The organism is Nitrosospira sp. Nl5, assembly GCF_900102495.1.
In the GTDB taxonomy this organism is placed as follows: domain Bacteria; phylum Pseudomonadota; class Gammaproteobacteria; order Burkholderiales; family Nitrosomonadaceae; genus Nitrosospira.
The window spans coordinates 419,176-438,970 of sequence record NZ_FMVQ01000001.1 but is presented as its reverse complement, the minus strand read 5'-3'; the positions used below and the strand labels follow the sequence as shown (position 1 = coordinate 438,970).

The 19,795-nt window shown below is 57.2% G+C and carries 19 protein-coding genes; 5 read left to right on the top strand and 14 right to left on the bottom strand.

The annotated features are described in order from the left end of the window. Positions 1 to 613 (top strand): hypothetical protein (locus BLP45_RS14535; RefSeq protein WP_218117924.1); only part of this gene is annotated, 613 nt, incomplete at its 5' end. Positions 614 to 799: 186 nt separating this feature from the next. Here BLP45_RS14535 and BLP45_RS02340 read toward each other — a convergent pair. The 10 genes from BLP45_RS02340 to BLP45_RS02295 all read right to left on the bottom strand — a co-directional run bounded on the left by BLP45_RS02340 (position 800) and on the right by BLP45_RS02295 (position 12,083). Next, complete coding sequence (locus BLP45_RS02340; protein WP_090369364.1) at positions 800 to 2,455, bottom strand: MFS transporter; 1,656 nt, start codon at positions 2,453 to 2,455, stop codon at positions 800 to 802. Positions 2,456 to 2,709: 254 nt separating this feature from the next. Beyond that, complete coding sequence (locus BLP45_RS14530) at positions 2,710 to 2,877, bottom strand: hypothetical protein (protein ID WP_176754630.1); 168 nt, start codon at positions 2,875 to 2,877, stop codon at positions 2,710 to 2,712. Between the two features lie 228 nt (positions 2,878 to 3,105). Next, on the bottom strand, positions 3,106 to 3,423 hold the full coding sequence (locus BLP45_RS02330; RefSeq protein ID WP_090369360.1) for a DMT family transporter: 318 nt from the start codon (positions 3,421 to 3,423) through the stop codon (positions 3,106 to 3,108). A gap of 60 nt (positions 3,424 to 3,483) precedes the next feature. After that, on the bottom strand, positions 3,484 to 5,868 hold the full coding sequence (locus BLP45_RS02325; protein ID WP_090369358.1) for a Tex family protein: 2,385 nt from the start codon (positions 5,866 to 5,868) through the stop codon (positions 3,484 to 3,486). Between the two features lie 111 nt (positions 5,869 to 5,979). After that, on the bottom strand, positions 5,980 to 6,333 hold the full coding sequence (mnhG, locus tag BLP45_RS02320; protein WP_090369356.1) for a monovalent cation/H(+) antiporter subunit G: 354 nt from the start codon (positions 6,331 to 6,333) through the stop codon (positions 5,980 to 5,982). Continuing rightward, entirely contained in the window at positions 6,330 to 6,611 is a 282-nt protein-coding gene (locus BLP45_RS02315) for a K+/H+ antiporter subunit F (RefSeq protein ID WP_090369354.1), read from the bottom strand. Before BLP45_RS02315 ends, mnhG begins: the two co-directional genes overlap by 4 nt. Beyond that, positions 6,608 to 7,096: a Na+/H+ antiporter subunit E gene (locus BLP45_RS02310; protein WP_090369352.1), complete on the bottom strand. Its 489-nt coding sequence runs from the start codon at positions 7,094 to 7,096 to the stop codon at positions 6,608 to 6,610. Before BLP45_RS02310 ends, BLP45_RS02315 begins: the two co-directional genes overlap by 4 nt. 3 nt (positions 7,097 to 7,099) lie before the next feature. Beyond that, the gene (locus BLP45_RS02305; protein ID WP_090369350.1) at positions 7,100 to 8,758 is read right to left on the bottom strand and encodes a monovalent cation/H+ antiporter subunit D; all 1,659 of its coding nucleotides are present in this window, start codon (positions 8,756 to 8,758) and stop codon (positions 7,100 to 7,102) included. Continuing rightward, positions 8,755 to 9,099: a Na+/H+ antiporter subunit C gene (locus BLP45_RS02300; RefSeq protein WP_090369349.1), complete on the bottom strand. Its 345-nt coding sequence runs from the start codon at positions 9,097 to 9,099 to the stop codon at positions 8,755 to 8,757. The genes BLP45_RS02305 and BLP45_RS02300 overlap by 4 nt, the downstream gene beginning before the upstream one ends. Further along, entirely contained in the window at positions 9,099 to 12,083 is a 2,985-nt protein-coding gene (locus BLP45_RS02295) for a monovalent cation/H+ antiporter subunit A (RefSeq protein WP_090369347.1), read from the bottom strand. The genes BLP45_RS02300 and BLP45_RS02295 overlap by 1 nt, the downstream gene beginning before the upstream one ends. Before the next feature lie 439 nt (positions 12,084 to 12,522). Here BLP45_RS02295 and msrA point away from each other — a divergent pair, with 439 nt between their 5' ends. Next, positions 12,523 to 13,830: a peptide-methionine (S)-S-oxide reductase MsrA gene (gene msrA, locus BLP45_RS02290; RefSeq protein WP_090369345.1), complete on the top strand. Its 1,308-nt coding sequence runs from the start codon at positions 12,523 to 12,525 to the stop codon at positions 13,828 to 13,830. Between the two features lie 380 nt (positions 13,831 to 14,210). Next, positions 14,211 to 14,672, top strand: coding sequence for a universal stress protein (locus BLP45_RS02285; protein WP_090369344.1), 462 nt, complete (start codon positions 14,211 to 14,213; stop codon positions 14,670 to 14,672). 56 nt (positions 14,673 to 14,728) lie between these two features. Here the strand turns inward: BLP45_RS02285 and BLP45_RS02280 are convergent, their stop codons facing one another. The 4 genes from BLP45_RS02280 to BLP45_RS02260 all read right to left on the bottom strand — a co-directional run bounded on the left by BLP45_RS02280 (position 14,729) and on the right by BLP45_RS02260 (position 18,117). Continuing rightward, positions 14,729 to 15,097 carry a hypothetical protein gene (locus BLP45_RS02280; protein ID WP_143002373.1) on the bottom strand — a complete coding sequence of 123 codons (369 nt, stop codon included), beginning with the start codon at positions 15,095 to 15,097 and terminating at the stop codon, positions 14,729 to 14,731. A gap of 315 nt (positions 15,098 to 15,412) precedes the next feature. After that, complete coding sequence (locus BLP45_RS02275; RefSeq protein WP_090369438.1) at positions 15,413 to 15,925, bottom strand: NlpC/P60 family protein; 513 nt, start codon at positions 15,923 to 15,925, stop codon at positions 15,413 to 15,415. Between the two features lie 936 nt (positions 15,926 to 16,861). Continuing rightward, positions 16,862 to 17,239 carry a VOC family protein gene (locus BLP45_RS02265; protein WP_090369339.1) on the bottom strand — a complete coding sequence of 126 codons (378 nt, stop codon included), beginning with the start codon at positions 17,237 to 17,239 and terminating at the stop codon, positions 16,862 to 16,864. Between the two features lie 170 nt (positions 17,240 to 17,409). Then, on the bottom strand, positions 17,410 to 18,117 hold the full coding sequence (locus tag BLP45_RS02260; protein WP_256327634.1) for an HNH endonuclease: 708 nt from the start codon (positions 18,115 to 18,117) through the stop codon (positions 17,410 to 17,412). Between the two features lie 397 nt (positions 18,118 to 18,514). Here BLP45_RS02260 and BLP45_RS02250 point away from each other — a divergent pair, with 397 nt between their 5' ends. Continuing rightward, positions 18,515 to 19,039, top strand: a complete 525-nt coding sequence (locus BLP45_RS02250; RefSeq protein WP_090369336.1) for a hypothetical protein — start codon at positions 18,515 to 18,517, stop codon at positions 19,037 to 19,039. Between the two features lie 210 nt (positions 19,040 to 19,249). Then, complete coding sequence (locus BLP45_RS02245; protein ID WP_090369334.1) at positions 19,250 to 19,573, top strand: hypothetical protein; 324 nt, start codon at positions 19,250 to 19,252, stop codon at positions 19,571 to 19,573. Positions 19,574 to 19,795: the final 222 nt, after the last annotated feature.

Sequence of the window (19,795 nt, the reverse complement as noted above, 5' to 3'; positions counted from 1 at the left end):
TGCCCTGCTGGAAGCGCTGCGGGCGCTGGCGGCGCAGTATCCGGATGACGCGGCGGTGCGGGAACAACTGGCCAAGGGCCTCTTCAACACCCTCAACCACGCCAAGGCGGAGGACGACCTGCCGCGGCGCGATGCCCTGCTGGAAGCGCTGCGGGCGCTGGCGGCGCAATATCCGGATGACGCGGCGGTGCGGGAACCACTGGCCATGGGCCTCTTCAACACCCTCAGCGACGCCAAGGCGGAGGAAGACCTGCCGCGGCGCGATGCCCTGCTGGAAGCGCTGCGGGCGCTGGCGGCGCAGTATCCGGATGAGGCGGCGGTCCGGGAACAACTGGCTATGGGCCTCTTCAACACCCTCAGCGACGCCAAGGCGGAGGACGACCTGCCGCGGCGCGATGCCCTGCTGGAAGCGCTGCGGGCGCTGGCGGCGCAGTATCCGGATGACGCGGCGGTGCGGGAACAACTGGCCAAGGGCCTCTTCAACACCCTCAACCACGCCAAGGCGGAGGACGACCTGCCGCGGCGAGATGCTCTGCTGAGCGAATTGAATGAGCTTATCGCCCGCTTTCCCGATGAACCAATATCGAAGGAAATTATTCGCCGGCTTTTGTAGAAACTTGCCTGTGGGCCGATATTCTGGAACCAATAGGGTTGGAACCAATAGGGTCAGACTCGATTGGATCTTGAATCACCTTTCCGGGCTGTGCAGAACCAATAGGGTCAGACTCGATTGAATCTTGAATCAACTTTCCGGGCTGCGAGGACGATGTGCCTCAGCCGGCGAGTACAGCTATCCCTATCATGAGCCTGTTACCGTCGGGTTGTATAAGGAAAATGCTGCCGGCGCCCCGCCGACGAAATGGGAGACTTTGGGCGCACTGACGCCAATGTGGAAGCGTTCCACGTTCTCCTGAACGCGCTGATCTTCCCGCGTGACGCGAGTATGCTGGCGCAGGTGATCGAGCCATGAGTCATGCTGGAATAACTCGATATATCGGCCCGGTGCCGAGATGTCCTCGAAGATGCCCCAGGCAAATGCCCCATCTCGCCGGCGTACAGTACCGAGCAACCGTATCGCATTCAGAAATGCTTCGCGTTGATCCAGCGCAATCTCGTACTCTATTGTCACCAGCACGGGCCCCCGATCCTTTTCCAATTCTTCCACTGAGGAGGGATGGGGCCAGTGATTGGATGGGGAGAGATCGGGCGCTTCGTACTTCCCGAGGCTGAAGCCGCGAACAGCCAATGCGGCCAATATGGCCGCTACGGCTGAGATAGCCAGCGCGGCGGGAGTTCCGGCCTGGGCAGCAATCCACCCCCACAGCAGGCTGCCGAAAGTCATGCCGGCAGCGAATACCATGAGATAAAGGGACAACGCGCGCCCGCGAACCCAGGCGGGGACCGAGATCTGGGCAGCCAGCTGAAGCGTCGATAGAACGCTGATCCAGGCTGCACCGCAAATAGTCATCACCCCATATGCCATGATTTCGCTATTTAGCGCTGCAAGACATAAAGTCGTGGCCGCGTAGATGATGGTCGCCCCGAGTACCAGGCTATCCGGCGTGGTGTAAGCCCGTAACCGCGGCAAAAGAACCGCGGCGGCCACGGCGCCGATACCGACAAAAGTCAGCAGAAGCCCGTAAGTACCCGAATTGCCCGCAAGCTCATGTCGTGCGATCAAGGGGAGAAGCGCCCAGGTAGACATTGCGAACAGGATGAAAGCGGTCGCCCGAATCAGCACCGCGCGAAACTGCGATGCCAGCCGCGCGTAGCGCAGCCCGGCGCGCAATGCCTGCATGAAGCGCTCAGGCGGCAATACATTCTCGCTTGGTTGCCGCTGCCAGTACCATAGCATCAGGAACATGCCGAGAAACGAGACCGCATTCAGGGTATAGGCAACCCAGGCGCCAAATTGCGCCAGCAGCAGCCCGCCGAGCGCGGGACCGATCGAGCGTGCCAGGTTCATCGATAGCGAACCGAGCGAAACGGCCTGAGGCAACAACTTTCCGGGCACCAGCTCGGCAATCACCGCGCTTAGTGCCGGCATCGCCATTGCGGCACCTGAACCCAGCGCGAACGTGAGAATAAGGAGATTCCAGGCATCAAGCCTGTCGGTTGCCGCAAGGAAAGCCAACGCCGCAGCTGACAGCAGGAGCCATATTTGCGTAGCCATGAGGTAGCGGCGGCGATCAATAATATCCGCGAACGCGCCCGCCCCTAAAGCGAACAGAACAAGCGGCAACGATGCCGCTGCCTGTACCAGGGACACCATTACCGGCGAGGGGGACAGTTCGGTCATTACCCAGCCGGAGGCCGTCCCGTTGATCCAGGTACCGATGTTGGAACCAAGCGACGCAAGCCAGAAGAGCCGGAAAACCGGCAACCTGAGCGGCGCCCACGCGCCCGAGGCCGAGGCTGAGGTTTTCCCCGCGTCAGTGTCGGTAGGCGTGCTCACCGACGATCATTGGAGGCACAAGACGGACGAATGGGCGTCCCCTTCAGCATACCCGCTATCCTCCGTACCTCAGTGATATCAGAAGCATAATTCTTCCCCGACAGCCTTTGGACTATTGCCAAAACGGCTTTCCAAAGAGATGCTGCAACTGTCTCAAACCTATTCCTCAAGCCCATGCCAAGGATGACTTGACTTGCAGTGTAGTACATTTCGGTCATGTAAATATGTTTCCAATAGCACATTGAGTTTGCCGCCTACTCTATCAAATACTTGCTCACAACCAGGCAATGCGCCCCCGCGGTTTCGTTCGGATCTCCAGGAGACATCACGTCGGCAGCTTCATTCGCCGAATGGTGCAGTCCCGCTGCCCCAAGCATATCCCATGAGATCACTTTGAATGAAGCCTCTCCGGGGTCGGGCATATATAGCTACACCAACGAATTGGCTCAATGGGGTCAGACTCGATTGATATCCGATTGATATCAGATGATAGGGTGCTTTTTGAGAGCTTGAGATGGCAGAGATAGCCCAAACAACTCGCATCAATCGAGTCTGACCCCATTGATCCACTGTTTGACCCCATTGATCCACTGTTTTTGCGGTTTCCTCTGCAACCTCTATAGGCGCGGAATTGCAAGTTGAATTGAAGGCTAGTGCGCTAGTTTGAGCGTCACGACGCCCGCGATTATCAACGCGATACCCATGTATCTGGCAAAGGACGCCGGGTCGCCGTAATGCAGCACCCCAACCAGGAACGTTCCTGCAGCGCCAATACCTGTCCAGACCGCATAAGCGGTTCCAATGGGGATGTTACGCTGTGCAAGCCATAGCAAGAAACCGCTGATACACATGAACCCGATAGCTACCGCGAGTCCAGACCAGCGCGTCTCCGGCTCTTGGGCCATCTTCAGCCCCACCGGCCAGCCAATCTCGAACAGCCCGGCGAGAATGAGGTAAACCCAACTCATCTGCTTCTCCTACTGCAATAGAACCAAAACCAATAGGGTCAAACTCGATTGATCCTCGAATCAACCTTTTAACCTTGCAAAAGCGGCAGCCATCGCATTTTCTGGCTCAGCTTCCCGTTTTTGTTTTTGCTGCAGCTGGGTCCGAAGTGAAGGTTCCTTTCCCCTCGATTCGCCACGCTGCTCAGGCTTGTTCTCCCGCTGCCGCTGCTCTCGCTGTCCTGCCGCATCCGCCAACCGCATGGTGAGCGCAATACGCTTTCGCTTCTCATCAACCTCCACCACCTTGACCTTCACTACCTGCCCTACCTTGACTACGGTATGCGGGTCTTTCACGAACTTGTCGGCGAGCGCGGAGATATGCACCAGCCCATCCTGGTGAACGCCGATATCGACGAAGGCGCCGAATGCGGCGACGTTAGTCACTACCCCTTCGAGGATCATATCCGGGCGCAGGTCCTTCATCTCGTTCACGCCCTCCTTGAAGGTCGCGGTGGTGAATTCGGGGCGCGGGTCGCGCCCCGGCTTCTCCAGTTCGCCCAGGATATCGCTGATGGTGGGTATGCCGTATTTGTCGTCCGCGTACTTTGCCGGATCGAGCGACTTCAATAGCTGGCTGTTGCCGATAACCGACTTGATATCCTGCTTGAGGTCGGCGATGATTTTCTCCACGAGCGGATATGACTCGGGATGCACTGCGGAAGCATCCAGCGGATTGTCCCCGTTCATGATGCGCAGGAACCCCGCCGCCTGCTCGAATGTTTTGTCACCCAGGCGCGGCACCTGGCGCAAGGCAGCGCGGGAGGTGAATATGCCCTTCGCGTCGCGATAGGCGACGATGCTTTGCGCTACTGTGCTGTTGAGCCCGGAAACCCGCTCCAGCAAGAGCGGCGAGGCCATGTTGACATCCACGCCGACGGCGTTGACGCAATCCTCCACCACGGCATCGAGCGAGCGCGCGAGCTGGGTCTGCGCAACGTCGTGCTGGTATTGGCCGACGCCGATGGACTTGGGATCGACCTTCACCAATTCCGCCAGCGGGTCTTGCAATCGCCGTGCGATGGATACCGCACCGCGCAGCGACACGTCCATATCGGGCAATTCGCGCGAGGCGAACTCGGAGGCGGAATAGACCGAGGCACCCGCTTCCGACACCACGATCGACGTCAGCTTGAGGTCGGGGCGCGACTTGATCAAGTCTCTTGCCAGCTTGTCGGTTTCGCGCGAGGCGGTGCCGTTGCCGATGGAAATCAGCGACACACCGTGTTTCTCCGCCAGTTTTTCCAGAATACGAAGTGAACCGCTCCAATCGTTCCTGGGCTGGTGAGGATAAATAACGGCGGTTTCCATCACCTTGCCGGTCGCGTCCACCACCGCAACCTTCACACCCGTACGGAGGCCGGGATCAAGGCCCATCGTGACACGTGGACCGGCGGGAGCAGCCAGCAGCAGCGCTTTCAGGTTGCGCGCAAAAACCTTGATGGCCTCGGTTTCGGCGCGCTTGCGCAGTTCGGTCATCAATTCATTCTCCAGGTGCGGGAAACTTTTTACCCGCCAGGTCCAGCGCACAGTATCGCTGAGCCAGGCGTCAGCCGGCCTGCCCTGATCCTTGATCCGAAAGTGGGCGGCAATACGTGTCTCGCAGGGGTTGAGCGGCGCGTCCCATTTGGGTTTTTCCGCTTCGGAATCGAGCCGCAAGCCGACATGCAGGATTTCTTCGCGGCGGCCGCGCAGCATCGCCAGGGCGCGGTGCGAGGGAACAGTGCTAATCGTTTCGGCATAGTCGAAATAATCGGCAAACTTTGCCCCCGTCTCTTCCTTGCCCTTGATGATCCTTGACTCCACCGCGCCATGTGCCAGCAGGTATTCACGCAGCCACTGAAGCAGCGTCGCGTCTTCGGCAAAATGCTCCATCAGGATTTGCCGCGCGCCCTCAAGCGCGGCCTTGGCGTCTTCCACACCGGGGTTGTCGCCCTGATCGGTAGTGAAAGCAGGCCTGAGATACTTGACGGCCTCCTCCTCGGGTTGCAGCATCGGGTTGGCCAGCAGCGCATCCGCCAGGGGCTGCAACCCCGCTTCCAGCGCGACCTGCGCCTTGGTGCGGCGCTTTTTCCTGAAGGGCAGGTACAGGTCTTCCAGCCGCGTCTTGTCTTCCGCCTGCGTGATCGAAGCCAGCAGGGCTGGTGTCATTTTGCCCTGCTCTTCGATGGAGGCAATGATTGCCGCGCGCCTGTCCTCCAATTCGCGCAGATAGGTCAGCCGTTCTTCCAGTAAGCGCAGCTGAATGTCGTCCAGCCCGCCCGTCGCCTCCTTGCGGTAACGGGCGATAAACGGCACCGTCGCACCTTCATCGAGCAGGGCAATGGCGGCGGCGACCTGTGCAGGCTGGGCAGCGAGTTCAAGGGCAAGGCGTTGCGTAATGGATAGTAGTGCGTTTGATGGCAGCATAGCGGTCAGGGTATAAGGCCGGTAATATTTCGGTGGGCCGGGGTTGGAGGTGTTTAACCAGGTTAGCTCGGCATGACTTCACAACACATGCAAAGCTCAGGGACCGGATTCCTAGGCGTTTTCCTCCGGCCGGGGCATCGCTTTCTTGTCGCCATCCGCGCGCCTGCGGTATATTCCAGCCCGCATCAGCAGCATCGCTGTCACGGGAGACGTTGCCACCACAAACAGCGCGATCAGCAGCTCCTGAAACACAAGGCGGTCGGCCGCTACAGAAGCAATCACTATCGACGCCAGCAGCACGCAACCCAGGCCGAGCGTATTGCCCATCGTCGGCCCATGTAGTCGCGCAAACAAATCAGGCAGCCGCAGCAAGCCGGACGAACCGATCAGCGCCAATATGCTACCCAGCACCAGCAGCAATGACGCCAGCAGATCTGCCCAGAAGGGAATATCGACCAATGTCATGGCTCGATCACCTCTCCACGCAACAGGAATTTCGCCATTGCGGCCGAACCGACGAAACCGAACAATGCAATCAGCAGGGCAATGTCAAAATAGACTCTGGAGCCATACTGGATGCCCAGCGTCAGCGTCACTATCATGCAATTGACATATAGCGTGTCAAGTGCCAACACGCGATCTTCCGCTGCCGGTCCACGCAACAACCGGAGTGCCGCGCATAGCATGGCGATTGCGAGGGCGATCAGCGCAAAGGACACCGCCCAGGGTAACAGTGTAGTCATTCGAAAATCTCTATCAACGGATGTTCGTAGCGGTCCTTGATGGTGCGGACCCAGGTTTCCTCGTCCTGCAGATCCAGCACATGGATAGTCAGCGTGCTTCCATCAGGCGTAAGCCCGGCCCAGACCGTTCCCGGCGTCGAAGTGATTATACAGGCCAGCGCCGCGAGCCCGTACGGATCACGCAAATCAATGGGAATTTTCATGAAGCCCGAATTGAAGCGCCGTTTTGCAGGCCCCAGGATAACGTCCGCCACGGCGATATTGGAGCGGGCGATATCAAGCAGCACAACGAAAAACAGCCTGATCGCCACCGGCAGATGGTGGGGACGGGCGCGTAATGGCCGTATCGCGGCGGTGGCAAGTGCGGCCGCGACCGTCAGCACCAGGCCCAGCAGCAACTGCCCAGGCGCCAGCGTATTGTTGAGCAGGAGCCATAAGACAAACAAGGTAACGGTAAACAGCGTTACGGATGGCCAGCGCTTCATCGCTCAATTCCCCCAATTTCCCTCAATTCCGGTTGACGGAGGCGGCGAAAGCGCACTCCCCAATACCGCCTCGATGTATGTTTGTGGCGAAGACAGCGAATGCCCCGCGAGAACCAGATAATCCGCAGCCGGGCCAGCCCCTACCGCCAGCGCCACGCTCAGCAGCAGCAATACGGCGACCGGCGCCGCCTCGATAAGATGCAGCCGCGGTGTCACGATGTCCTCCGAGCTCCAGAATAATCGTCCTCCCATTTTACCCAGGGCGATGACGGCGGTCAGGCTTGATCCCAGTATCGCCGCCCACAGCATCCATACCGATATGGGCAGCGTCTCAAGCGGCGCGGTACCGAGCGATGCCGAAAGAATCATGAATTTGGCGACGAAGCCCGATAGCGGCGGCAAACCCGTCACCAGGAGGGCGCAAGCGATGAAACTCAGGCCCAGAAATGCCATGGCCGCGGGGATGACAGTTCCCACGACGTCGTCAGGAAGGCTGGGATCGAGCGGGTCTTCGAGACCAAATGATTCAAACGTGATCGCCAGCACGTTTTCGCCGAACCGCTCCGTACGCTCAATCATTTCGCTCAGCATGAAAAAAGCGCCGGTAGCCAGAACCGAGCTGACCAGGTAAAACAACGCCGCGCTCTTCATCCCGGCGCCGCCCAGCCCGAGCGCCGCCAGCAACGTACCGGATGATGCAATGACACAATACGCGGCCAGCCGTTGCGGTTGCTGCGCGCTCAGCATGCCGGCGGCACCCAGCGCAAGCGTGGCCAGGCCGATGCCGAACAGCCACCCGTCATTGAATGGAGCCGGCGCACCCGCTGCGGATGAGTCGGACAGCAGCGACCCCAGCCGCAACAGCGCATAAATTCCGACCTTGGTCATGATCGAGAATACGGCCGCCACAGGTGGAGCCGCGGCGCTATAAGCGGAGGACAACCAGAAGTTCAATGGCCACGCTCCCGCCTTGAGCAGAAACGCCACGCCCAGGATCGCGGCTCCCGTTTCGAACAGAATACGGTCGCCGTCATCCAGCGCTGGCACCCGAGCGGCGAGATCAGCCATGTTCAGCGTACCGCTCACGCCATAAATCAATGAAACTCCGATCAGGAAAACAAACGATCCCGCCAGATTGACGGCAATGTAGTGCAGCCCCGCCTTGACCCGGGGTTCGCCAAGCCCATGCAGCACGAGCCCATAGGATGCCGCGAGCAACACTTCGACAAATACGAACAGATTGAATAGATCGCCGGTCAGGAATGCGCCATTTATTCCCATGACCAGGAACTGGAATAGCGATTGAAAATGCGGCCCCATCCGTTTCCAGCGTGCCAGCGCATACACCAGCGATGTCAACGCCAGCACCGCGTTCAGCATCAGCATCACCGCCGCCAACCGGTCCACCACCAGCACGATGCCGAATGGCGCCTGCCAGCCACCCAGCAGGTAGACCGCAATCCCGCCCGGCCAGACCTCCGGCATCCCTTCGCTTGCCATATAGACCAGCGCAGCCGCTGCCGCCAGATTTGCCAGCGTGGCAAAAAGGGCAATAACGGTACGTTCCGTGCGCCGGGCGTCGGCGAACAGCAACATCGCCGCGCCCGCCACCAAAGGGATGACGACCGGGAATATGGGAAGATGTTGCAACCAGTTGCTCATGGTTCGGAATCTTCACCGTCGACATGATCGGTACCTGTCAAGCCGCGAGAAGCCAGCAGCACGACCAGAAACAGCGCGGTGGTGGCGAAGCCGATCACGATTGCCGTCAGCACCAGCGCCTGCGGTACAGGATCGTCGTAAAGAGATGGATCGGTTTGCTTGATAGCGTCGATAATGGGTGCGCTTCCAACCGTCAATCGTCCCATCCCGAAAATGAACAGATTGACCGCGTACGATAGCAGAGAGAGGCCCATGATGACCTGAAAGGTGCGTGGCCGCAGCAGCAGCCACACACCCGATCCGGTCAACACTCCAATAGCCAGTGCGTAGACAACTTCCATCAATCCCCCTTGTTGGGCTGAACCAGAGCGTAGGCCGTGGCCGGTGTGGATGGCATTTCGCCTGGCGCCACCTCGTATTTTGGTTCTACGTGGGTAGGAGCTGCCTTGCGATGTCCGCGTCGTGATTGGTGCGCCAGCGCCACCAGGATCAGCACCGCTGCGCCGACCACTAAAAGAAATACGCCCAGATCGAACAGCAGCACGGTGGAAAGGTGCAACTCGCCGATCACCGGCAGCGTCGTGTGCCACGTCAGGGCCGACAGAAACTGCCGTGGCGCCAGCCATGCCGACACGCCTGCCCCCGCCGCGCATAACAGCCCCAGGGCGATCCAGTACTGTGGATGAATGCGGGTGCGCGATTCCGCCCAGGCCGTACCGCCTACCAGGTATTGCAGGATAACCGCCGTCGTCACGATCAGCCCGGCGACAAATCCGCCTCCGGGTTCATTGTGCCCGCGCAGCAGAAAAAAGACCGCTACCATGCCCGCAACCGGCAGCAGCAGTTGCACGATCACCGCCGGCAGCATCATCGGTCCAACTGGCAGCAACGCGTGCGGGTCGGGCGGCGAGCGGCCGGTTTGCGCATCCTGCTCTTGCTGCTGGGGCGTCAATCCCATGCTCTCGGGCGCGGGGCGGAACCGTCGCAAAAGCGCGAACACGGTCAGCGCCACGATGCCCAGCACAGTAATCTCGCCCAGCGTATCGAAACCGCGAAAATCGACCAGGATCACATTGATCACATTGGCGCCGCCGGCCAACAGCAGGGAATTCTCGATGAAGAACGGCGAAATGCCCTCCCCGGCCTGCCGCGTCAGCACCGCAAAGCTGAGTATGGTCATTCCGGCGCCGGCAACAATCGCCAGCCCCAGGTCTCGCAGCCGCCGGCTTCTGGCGCGGATACGCGCCCCAAGCGAACGCGCATCGTCGTCGATAGATTTATAACGCGGTGGAAGCCAACGCAACCCAAGCAGGATCAACACGAGCGTCACCACCTCCACCACGAGTTGCGTCAGCGCAAGATCGGGCGCTGAAAACCAGACGAACGTCATGCAGGTAGCCAGTCCCGCCGCGCCCGACAGGCTCAATGCCGCCAGACGGTGATACTTGGCCTGGGCTGCGGCGGCGATCGCGCAAACCGCGCCAACCAGCCACATCATGGCGAAGGCCGGATCGATTGCCGCCACGGACATGTCGCCCTCAGGAAGCCCTCCATGCGATAACGGTATCAGCGCGCTCGCGAATGCCGCACAAATCAGAAGCAGCAACTGCACTTGCAGGCGCTCTGTCGACAGCCACTGCGTCAGCCCTCTGGCCGATACGTCAAGCTTTTCGAGAAGGAATTCAAAAATGCGCTTGCCGTCCAGATGGAACCGGTCGACCAGTGGCACCACTGCGGTGCCCTGCTGATATTTTCCAAGCGCCCGGTACAGCAGGACGCCGCCAGCCATCGCCAGCAGGCTCATGATCAGCGGCAAACTTACGCCATGCCATACCGCCAGGCTGTGGAGGGGCATGTCTGCCCCCAGCACGGACAGCGATGCCACGTCCAGATATGGCTCTATGGTTTTCGCGGGAACCATGCCAACCACCAGGCAGGCCGCCACCAGCAGCGCGCTGGGCAGCAGCATCCACCGTGGCGGCTCATGCGGATTTCTCGGCAAATCCCGGGCTGACGGCCCAAAAAATACTTGCAGGATAAAACGCAGCGAATACGCAACGCTGAATATCCCCCAGATCACAGCCATGGCGGGCAAACCGAGGCGCGTGATCAAGTTGCCGCTGATGAATATCGTCTCGGTGAAAAACATCTCTTTCGAGATGAAGCCATTGAGCAACGGCACCCCAGCCATCGCCGCGGCCCCCACGGTGGCAAGCGTGGCGGTCAGAGGCATCGCACGGTACAGGCCGCTCAGCCGCGACAGATCGCGCGTGCCGGTTTCGTGGTCGACCATGCCCGCCGCCATGAACAGCGACGCCTTGAACGTGGCGTGGTTCACAATATGAAAAATGGCGGCGATCAACGCAAGCGCGCTGTTCAGGCCAAGCAGCAGCGTAATCAGGCCCAGATGGCTGATGGTCGAGTACGCCAGCACGCCCTTCATGTCCCGCTGAAAGATTGCCATGTATGCGCCCAGGACCAGCGAGGAAAGGCCCGCGCTGCCGATGATCCAGAACCAGGCGTCGGTGCCGGCAAGCACGGGCCAGAGCCGCACCAGCAGGAACACCCCCGCCTTGACCATGGTTGCGGAATGCAGATAGACCGATACCGGCGTTGGCGCCGCCATCGCGTGCGGCAGCCAGAAATGAAATGGGAATTGGGCGCTCTTGGTCAGCGCTCCCAATGCAATCAGAATCAGCGCCGGCAGATACCAGGAATGCGCGCGGACCAGCTCACCCGACGCCAGCACGGCATCCAGGTCGTAACTGCCCACGATGCGCCCCAATATCAGCACGCCCGCGAGCAGGCATAAGCCGCCCCCGGCCGTGACTGTCAGCGCCATGCGAGCCCCGCGGCGCGCGTCGGCACGGTGATACCAGTATGCGATAAGCATGAATGAGGTCAGGCTGGTCAACTCCCAGAACACCACCAGCTGAATCAGGTTGCCCGACAGCACCACGCCGAGCATGGCGCCCATGAAGGCCAGGAAAAAAGAGAAAAAACGTGGCACCGGATCTTGCGGCGCCATGTAATACCGCGCGTACAGGATCACCAGCGCGCCCATCACGGTCACCAGCATGGCAAACAGCCATGCGAAACCATCCATGCGAAACGTGAAGTCGAGGCCCAGCGACGGCGCCCACTGGACCACGTCACGCACCACGGCGCCGCCCATCATCTGCGGGTAAAACTGGAACGTCAGGGCGACGCAGGCGAGTGCAACTCCGCCTGCCAGCCAGGCTGCGGTATTGCGCGCGTGGGATGGCAGGAATGCGGCACAGAGACTGCCCGCAAACGGCAGAATGACAATCCAGGTTAGCGACATGGTGTGCTGATATTATTCTCCTGGGCGGGCGGACGATGGCAAGCATCGCCCAGCCTTTGAATCAAAGCGCGGAAACATCAATAAATGGGATGGATAGCGTGTGGTACGTGCAGATAAAGGCGGATACAGGCAAATAGTAAAACCGTTTATTTACCCATCGAGGCGAGAAGTGTTTGCGAATACCGGTAAATGCAGGGCCTTCGTTTATCGCAAATGCCGCGCCGCAATCTTGCACGCCTCTCCCAAGTCTTGATGAGGCAGAGTTTCACGCGTGGCTAGACTTTCCCTGCATAATATCATCTGATAATATTTTTTGACCATTTATTGACGTGCGAAATGAGCTGCTCCCATGGTCGCAAAAAGCAAGTAACATAGACACATAGATTAGCGCTCTCGCCCGAATCCACGATCGGCGGGATTGATTTGTAGACGCCCTGAAATGTGCCGCGCTATCGCGCAAGGAGCATACGCAATGGAGAAAACCGTGGCAAAGAGTCAGAAAACAGATTTTATCGTCCTGGGCATGGGCTGCTTCTGGGGTGCTGAAAAACGCATGGGTGAAATTCCTGGAGTGATCGAGGTGGAAAGCGGCTATGCGGGCGGCGATCTCCCGGGCGTTGGCTACCAGGAAATCCTGAATCATGAAAGAGCGCTTCGCATCGGCAGAACCGGCGTCCGCAACCATGCGGAAGTGGTGAAGGTCACTTTCAATCCGGACCAGGTAACGCTGCAGGAGATTTTAAGCAACTTCTGGGAAAGCCATAATCCCACCCAGGGCGATCGCCAGGGTAACGATATCGGCAGCAATTACCGCAGCGCCATTTATTATCATGACCCGGCACAAAAAAGCACGGCGCTGGCAACCCAGGCAGCATACCAGGGAGCGCTTGATGCTGCCGGCTTTGGCAGGATTACCACCGAAATTTTACCGTTGAAAAATTACATCACCGCCGAGGACTATCATCAGAACTACCTGAAGAAGAATCCCGGCGGTTACTGCGGGCTTGGCGGCACCGGAGTGAAATATCCCGAATCAAGCCGGGAGGTTGCGCAGGATAGCGCTTCCGCCGATATTGCGGCCAAACCCATTAACTCCCTCGATCCCCTCAAAACCCTGGATGACAGCGAGCTCAATTTCGCTCAACAATTAATCGTGTTCGAAGTTGAGAATTGCGAATTTTGCAAACTATTCGAAAAAGACATACTGAGTCATTGGCAAGCCGAAATTCCCGTCGCCGCGACAATAAGCGCCAACCCCCCCGCTGGCTGGGAATTGGAAAAGCCCTTGGTTGCGGCGCCTACCGTAGTGCTGTTCAAGTATGGCAAAGAGGTTACCCGTTACACCGGCTATAACGGCGAGAAGTCGAATTTCTGGAAATGGCTGGGCTTCCAATTGCTGTCGCCCGAACAGCAAAAAATTGCCTTCCAGCAAGGCACCGAGCCTCCCTTCACCGCGCCCAATCTTGACGAAAAGCGCCCGGGGAGATTTGTCGACCCCATCACGGGTGCGACGCTTTTTCTCAGCAATACCAAATTCGAGAGCGGAACAGGCTGGCCCAGTTTTTTCGAATCGCCTGAAGGCGCCACGACCCTGCATCAGGACGGTTCCCATGGAATGGCGCGTGTCGAAGTGCGCAGCGCAAGCTCCGGCATTCACCTCGGGCACGTATTCAATGACGGCCCGGCTCCCGGCTTCAAGCGCTATTGCATCAACGGCAATGTCCTGAAGTTTATCCCGGACCGGTAAATCATGTCCCTCGATTTGATTTCCATAAGATAGGTAGAGCGAGCGCAGCCCATCATTGTGTTTCACTAAATTGCAGTCGCGCCAGCGGTTTTGATGGGTTACCCTGCGCTTTACCCATCTACAAAGCTTCGTCATTCCCGCGAAAGCGGGAATCCAGGCACTGACTGCAACAGTCCGTCATCTCGCGGGAGTAGGTGAATTCGTGCAACCGAAAACCCATGGATTCCCGCTTTCGCGGGAATGACAGGGTAAAGGGAAGCAGGTGTAAGGTAATGTGCCTGCATAAAGAAAAAAATATCGTTGGCAGCGAACAGAGTATCCACGTAAAGGCTTTACATGTAAGCCGATATCATGAAATTTTCTGAATAAGGAGCGCACCCATGGACCCACTCATACGCAAGATCATCCTGGCTACCGATTTCTCAGAAGCCTCCCAGGACGCGGTTCGCTATGCCGTATGGATGGCTCAGTCACTCAAAGTGGAACTCAAGCTCCTGCATGTGTTTGAACCGAGCGGGTGGATGGTTCCCTCGCCCTACTATTACACGCCCGGCTTCGAAGAATGGGTGGACGCCAGCCTCGAAAAGACCCGCCAGAGAGGAAAAGAATCGCTTGATGAGCTGGCAGAGTCGCTGGGCATGCAGGTCGAGACGATTTTCGTCGAAGGCCGCACCGGGAAAGTCATTGTCAGCGTCGCCGCCGAACACAACGCCGATCTGCTCATTCTCGGCACGCATGGCTATACCGGGTGGAATCATTTAACGTTGGGGAGCATCGCGGAATATGTCGTCAGGCACGCTTCCTGCCCGGTCCTTACCGTCAAACCCCGCCAACCCTCCTGACCCAAGCAAGAAATAATCGACCGCCCCCCGACAAACGCATCCGGAGACGAGTCAGCCTACCGCTGTTTTGCGTCCCTATCTTTCGCGTCTTTCGCGTTGCCTTTAAGAACAAGCACCATTGCTTCTGTTCTTGCGTTTTCCACTATCGTGTCCACATATGACCTTGCGAAAAGAGGGTCTGTTTTATCGACAACCAATGCCAGCTGTAATCGCTGAACGCCCTTTTTGCATGAACTCACCGCGGTATCCACAACCAGGCGGGAATCAGCCGAACCCGCCCTCATCTTTTCGGCGTTCGACCAGACGCAGGCCGAGTACTCCTTCGCCGTCTTTTTGGTGATTTCTCCCACCTCCGTTTTTAATGGAGCCGCGAAAGTTTGCGGTACCGGTATGGAGGTGGGGGTGCCCTGGCATCCTGCCAGCATAAAAAGAGTCATTCCGACTATGTTAATGACATGTTGCGTCCGCATTACTTGTGATTCTCCCCCAGAGTCAGATAACCAAGCTGTACATTGTATCAAGCAACTTGTATGCCATTCACTAAGAATCTTATTTGTTACGCCAAAACAACTCCTTATCCGAGTCTGGCAAAACGGGTAATGCAAAAGTGTAATAATTCCCGGCAGGCCGCGGAAATAGCGCATCGAGCATATTTGCAAGATCAATTGGGAAGTGTTAACAAGCGTGGCATACCTGGAGCATCCAGCCAGCTATCAGGATAAAGCGGCAGGGGGCGTCATTTACGAAGGCACATCGACTTCCAGTCTTTTTGCCTTCCAATACGCGGACTTCCAGTAGTTCTCGTCCAATCCGGAAATCATGACGCCCTGGCTGGTGGACGCATGCAGGAACTTGCCGTCCTCCAGATAAACCCCAACATGCCGCCCAGATCCCCCAGTCTTGAAAAAAACGAGGTCGCCCGCCCGTAACTGGCTTTTGCCGATGCTCTCGCCCAGCTCCGCCTGGAACTCCGTCGATCTTGGCAGCACCACGCCCAGCTTCGATTTGAATGTCACGTAAACAAAACCGGAGCAATCAATGCCGTTCCTGCTTAAGCCGCCCATCCGGTACCTGGTATTTTTCCAGTCACTGTATTGCGCATACAGGTTTTCCTTCACCAGCGCGGTATTGCCAAGGTCTACCTTCGCGCCGGGGACGGATGTGATCCTTGGCGCCCCCCTTTCCGGCACGCTGCTGCAGCCGGCAAGCGCAACAATGCCGAGCAAGCCCGCAATCCACAGGCTATTTTTCATAAAGATTTCCAATCGGAACACATTGTTTTCCTGAAACGCGGCAATACATCCAGGTATTCCACACACCGTATCGTGCGCGCAGCGACACGGGTGTCATGGCGCAATACACCCCCGCACTCTTCCCGTATTGGTTCGAGATTCTCGGATTTGCTGGAGATGAACCTTATACGAAAGCGAACTCCCTGTCGAGATTACTGCTGGATGAGATGGAATAAGATTGGATGAGGCATAAATCCAGATAATCCATTAGTCGGCTCTGCGAGCCTACCCGCCCTAATGGATTATCTGGTTAAAAAAAAGCGCCCATGCACCGGATGGCGGATGCAAGGGCGCACTGCCACAAAACCGGTTATTGAATTGCCACGAATATGAATGACTGCGTCACTCTGTTAGCACTCCGGTATGTTGTGCATCGGTATGCTGTGATCCGGTATGCTGCGCATTTTTTTCATGCGCCGATTTCGGGGGGCACTCCCCACTCGGCATTGCCGCCGAATTGCCGCCCGTATGACTCTTATCGATTTTACCTTTAGAGTGCTCATTTCCAAAAACTGCGACATTAGGCTCTCCGGCTCCCGCGGGGGAAGAGAAACTGGCAGCAATCAGTAAGGAAAGAAGCACTGGATGTATGGCTTTCATATGAACCTCCTCGGTCATGCGCAAAGTGGAATACGCGCAACCAGCGTCGTCCGTAGCTCGGCAGCCTTGCATTATGCTTTACAGCCCCGGCTGCCGCAGATATGCAAACTTTCGCGGGCTGACACGATTATTTCTAGCACGAAAACCACTTTTTGTAAATGGTTATAGGCTCACGAAGTAACAGCGGATTTATGAAATGAAGCAAGGACGAAGGGCAGATTGCACTTGGCGCCACTCATCGTACTGCCGCTACTGTATGAGTACTAACTGTTGTCCGAACGTCAGCTGATATATCGTTCAGGGCATCTTATAGTCAACGGTCAGCATTTCCAGGAGATGGCCGCCGGGATCGCGGAAATAGACGCCCCGCCCGCCGTCGTTATGATTGATACGCATATTCTCCGGTTCGAAGGGACCGCTGCCATACTTGATATTCTCCGCTTTCAAGCGCTCGAAAATCTCATCGAACTCCTGTTCCGGCACTTTAAACGCGTAGTGATGGGTCTCGTATTTGTCGTTGGTATCGAAATCCAGAGAAAGCGTATCGTTTACTTTCACTACAATAAATCGGGAAAACTCGCCGACATATTTGAAACCGAATATCCTTGAATAAAACCTGGCCGATTCGACCTTGTCGTGCGCAGGCACAATAGTATGATTAAGCGTGATCGTCATAAAATGTCTCCCTGGTTAAGCCGACCTGAAGAACTCTACCTTACCCAACCCAAGTGTAGGGCGACAATAAGCGAAGCGCATTGCGCCGCATGGCGTTATCAATCCCATCAGCCGATAAAAGTCGAATACAACCGCTCGCCCCTGCTTACGGCATCCCCGCGGTTACGGCGTTACACCCGGATCAATCTGGCCACATTATCATAGAGCCATGCGAGCAATGCCTGGGCGCTGGCACCATAATGTATTTCCCGATGGCAATTAGGGCACAGGGCAACCGCATTGGACACCGTGTCAGGCCCGCCCTCCGCCAATTGCCGGACATAATGCAATTCAAGATAAGGTGTGCCATCTGCGCCGTTAAAGGGTGCGGGCTTCTCGCAGCTTTCGCAAATTCCGGCGGCTTGCTGTAAAACCCATGCCTTTACTGCGGCGTTTCGTCGAAATTGCGTAACCGGCACACGCCTCGATTTGGGATAGGGATTCCCGCCCGGCACGGCAAGGTTTTCTTCCTTGGCTTTCTCACGCACCGCAATCTCGAAAGCGGCAATGGGCAACGTCCTTTGTCGCTCAATCTCCCCCACTAATTTCTCGATCCTGCCTGCAACACCGGCATCAATCGCTTTTTCCGGCTTGAGACCCGTCAGCCAGCTTCGCCCCATGAGCGAGAGCACATACGAAATATTCCGCATGCTATTTTCATATATCTTTTCGCTTCGGCCAAACGTCTGCGCCAGATTCTTGTAGTACGGATTTTTTGTGAAAATCTGGCCTGCCCGCTCGTTGCGTTGCATCTCGATATAAGCTTCGACCAAAGCTTTCAGCTCTTCGTCACTCCAGTCATCATTCATTCTGGTAATGCCCTTAACATAATAAGCCATGCGATCACACGAATATCTTACAAGACGCCCGCTGAAAATACCAGCCGGAATACCTGTCTGCGCATCATGGAACCAACCCTATAAAAATTATCGGTGCAGCCGTTGTTCAGCGGGCCGTAAACGCCAGATGTCCCAATTCTATTAGAACCCCGCGAGGTGTATCCCTGAAGCCTGTCCTCCCGATCCTCCCTGGCAAAATACATGACGTCTTCATATCAACGGGCTTGCGTGAGTGTTGGTCCCGACAATATAGTCAAACTCTTCATTAGTGTGACACCGCACAGACCACTAGTTCTCAGTCACTAAAATAAAATCATGCACGAAGAACAAGAGGGTGTTCGTGCAGAAGGATGAGATATCTAATCCCCTTTTCTTTCCTTATCCACTGGAGTTACATATGAAACCTTATTCGATTTTAGGGGCGGTTGCGCACTTTGCGGCGCTCTTTATCTTAACCGCTGGCTTGACAGCTGGCGTTCATGCCCAGACCACATACAAGTCAGACCGCCCCTGCGGCGGGCCCAATATGCTGACGTGTCCCGGCGGGACAATATGCGTGGATGATCCTTCAGACCAGTGTGATCCCACGAAGGATGGTGCCAAGTGCATGGGAGTTTGCGTAGCCGGCACGACAACGGGCGACGTCAAACAGCCCTGCGCCGGACCCAACGGGCTGCTATGTCCTGGCGGCATGAACTGTGTGGATGACACCTCGGACAAGTGCGATCCCACCAAGGATGGCGCCAAGTGCCCTGGATTTTGCGTAGCCGGAGCTGAAACAGGTGTCAAACGGCCGTGTGCCGGACCTAACGGTCTCACATGCCCCGGCGGCATGATTTGCGTGGATGACCCCAAGGACAAATGCGATCCCCAGGAAGAAGGCGCCAAGTGTCCGGGATTTTGCGAAGCCTCTACCAAATAAGGTAACGATTCTTGCTGGATTCAATGAGGAAAAGCGGGTTCAACGCCGACGCTTGCGTCCGCCCGCTGGAACCTGCGCGGGCAGACCTTCGCAGTTCCATGAAAAACTGGTGGCGGATGGCTGTGTTTCCGCCCAGTCGCTGGTTGAAGTCCGGCCGGAAGCAGGCTAAGGTAGCGCCTCCACATAAATTCGATCACAAGTGAGATCACCATGGCACTCGATTTTGATTCAGAGCCGCTCATGATCAGGTGTCCTTTTTGCGGCAACAAGTTTGAAGAGACGATTTCCAGGCTGAAGTATTGCCCGAAGCTCTCCTGCCCTTCGTGTGCCAGGCACGTCGGTGTAAATCTGCTTGAGCTGCATGCCATGCTGGAGTCCGCCCGGAAATCCATGGATGAACTTCTCGAAAAATTGCTCAAATTCGATAGGGGAATCGGACGCCATTCGGGTGCGTCACATCTGGTCGAGAGAAGGCAAATCAGACGTTTCGATCAACGGCCGAGCCGGGGCACCCCTAACCCTGACGAGGGCTAACGGGCCGCAGATTCGTGCTACATCGGGGAGCTAGGGAAGGAAAGAGCAATAATTCATCCTTTCGGCATCTTCCGGGCTTCACTCTGAAGCCGCTCATTTGCCCGTTAACCTCCGGCAGGTTATTGGTCCCGGTTTCCTAACCTCATTGCCGGTAGCAATGCTGCTCTTTGAGGCTGACACCGAAACAAGCGCTCCTCCGGCATCGCAATCCGAGAGTTGAAG

Excerpts from the sequence above, each read along its gene's own strand:
- BLP45_RS14530 (WP_176754630.1), bottom strand. The coding sequence starts at position 2,877 with ATGCCCGACCCCGGAGAGGCTTCATTCAAAGTGATCTCATGGGATATG.
- BLP45_RS02330 (WP_090369360.1), bottom strand. The coding sequence starts at position 3,423 with ATGAGTTGGGTTTACCTCATTCTCGCCGGGCTGTTCGAGATTGGCTGG.
- BLP45_RS02325 (WP_090369358.1), bottom strand. The coding sequence starts at position 5,868 with ATGCTGCCATCAAACGCACTACTATCCATTACGCAACGCCTTGCCCTT.
- mnhG (WP_090369356.1), bottom strand. The coding sequence starts at position 6,333 with ATGACATTGGTCGATATTCCCTTCTGGGCAGATCTGCTGGCGTCATTG.
- BLP45_RS02315 (WP_090369354.1), bottom strand. The coding sequence starts at position 6,611 with ATGACTACACTGTTACCCTGGGCGGTGTCCTTTGCGCTGATCGCCCTC.
- BLP45_RS02310 (WP_090369352.1), bottom strand. The coding sequence starts at position 7,096 with ATGAAGCGCTGGCCATCCGTAACGCTGTTTACCGTTACCTTGTTTGTC.
- BLP45_RS02305 (WP_090369350.1), bottom strand. The coding sequence starts at position 8,758 with ATGAGCAACTGGTTGCAACATCTTCCCATATTCCCGGTCGTCATCCCT.
- BLP45_RS02300 (WP_090369349.1), bottom strand. The coding sequence starts at position 9,099 with ATGGAAGTTGTCTACGCACTGGCTATTGGAGTGTTGACCGGATCGGGT.
- BLP45_RS02295 (WP_090369347.1), bottom strand. The coding sequence starts at position 12,083 with ATGTCGCTAACCTGGATTGTCATTCTGCCGTTTGCGGGCAGTCTCTGT.
- msrA (WP_090369345.1), top strand. The coding sequence starts at position 12,523 with ATGTGCCGCGCTATCGCGCAAGGAGCATACGCAATGGAGAAAACCGTG.
- BLP45_RS02285 (WP_090369344.1), top strand. The coding sequence starts at position 14,211 with ATGGACCCACTCATACGCAAGATCATCCTGGCTACCGATTTCTCAGAA.
- BLP45_RS02280 (WP_143002373.1), bottom strand. The coding sequence starts at position 15,097 with ATGCTGGCAGGATGCCAGGGCACCCCCACCTCCATACCGGTACCGCAA.
- BLP45_RS02275 (WP_090369438.1), bottom strand. The coding sequence starts at position 15,925 with ATGAAAAATAGCCTGTGGATTGCGGGCTTGCTCGGCATTGTTGCGCTT.
- BLP45_RS02265 (WP_090369339.1), bottom strand. The coding sequence starts at position 17,239 with ATGACGATCACGCTTAATCATACTATTGTGCCTGCGCACGACAAGGTC.
- BLP45_RS02260 (WP_256327634.1), bottom strand. The coding sequence starts at position 18,117 with ATGGCTTATTATGTTAAGGGCATTACCAGAATGAATGATGACTGGAGT.
- BLP45_RS02250 (WP_090369336.1), top strand. The coding sequence starts at position 18,515 with ATGAAACCTTATTCGATTTTAGGGGCGGTTGCGCACTTTGCGGCGCTC.
- BLP45_RS02245 (WP_090369334.1), top strand. The coding sequence starts at position 19,250 with ATGGCACTCGATTTTGATTCAGAGCCGCTCATGATCAGGTGTCCTTTT.